This window comes from Pseudoalteromonas sp. S16_S37, assembly GCF_014694405.1.
GTDB lineage: Bacteria > Pseudomonadota > Gammaproteobacteria > Enterobacterales > Alteromonadaceae > Pseudoalteromonas.
In genome coordinates this window covers 1-233 of record NZ_JAAUWV010000289.1, presented here as the reverse complement: position 1 = coordinate 233, position 233 = coordinate 1, and the positions used below count along the sequence as shown (strand labels likewise).

Sequence of the window (233 nt, the reverse complement as noted above, 5' to 3'; positions counted from 1 at the left end):
GCTAACTGGGTGGATATTGTTGATAACGAGGGGCTAAGTTTATACAGCGCGAACGATGATAACTACAGTTATGACAAAGATTTAGGCCGCGTAACCATTAAAGCGGGTATTAGCTCATTTACTGGCCCGTTCATCATAACAGCGGTGTTGTCAGAGCTTGTGACTGTAGACAATATTCAAGGCAGCACGCTACGTATTTTAACCCCGCTGAAACGCACTTACCCCGCTGGGGC

Annotated in this window: 1 pseudogene; it reads left to right on the top strand. The window is 46.8% G+C overall.

Annotated features, from left to right (window positions below):
- A pseudogene (locus tag HC733_RS22930) lies at positions 1-233 on the top strand (hypothetical protein); the annotation flags it as partial.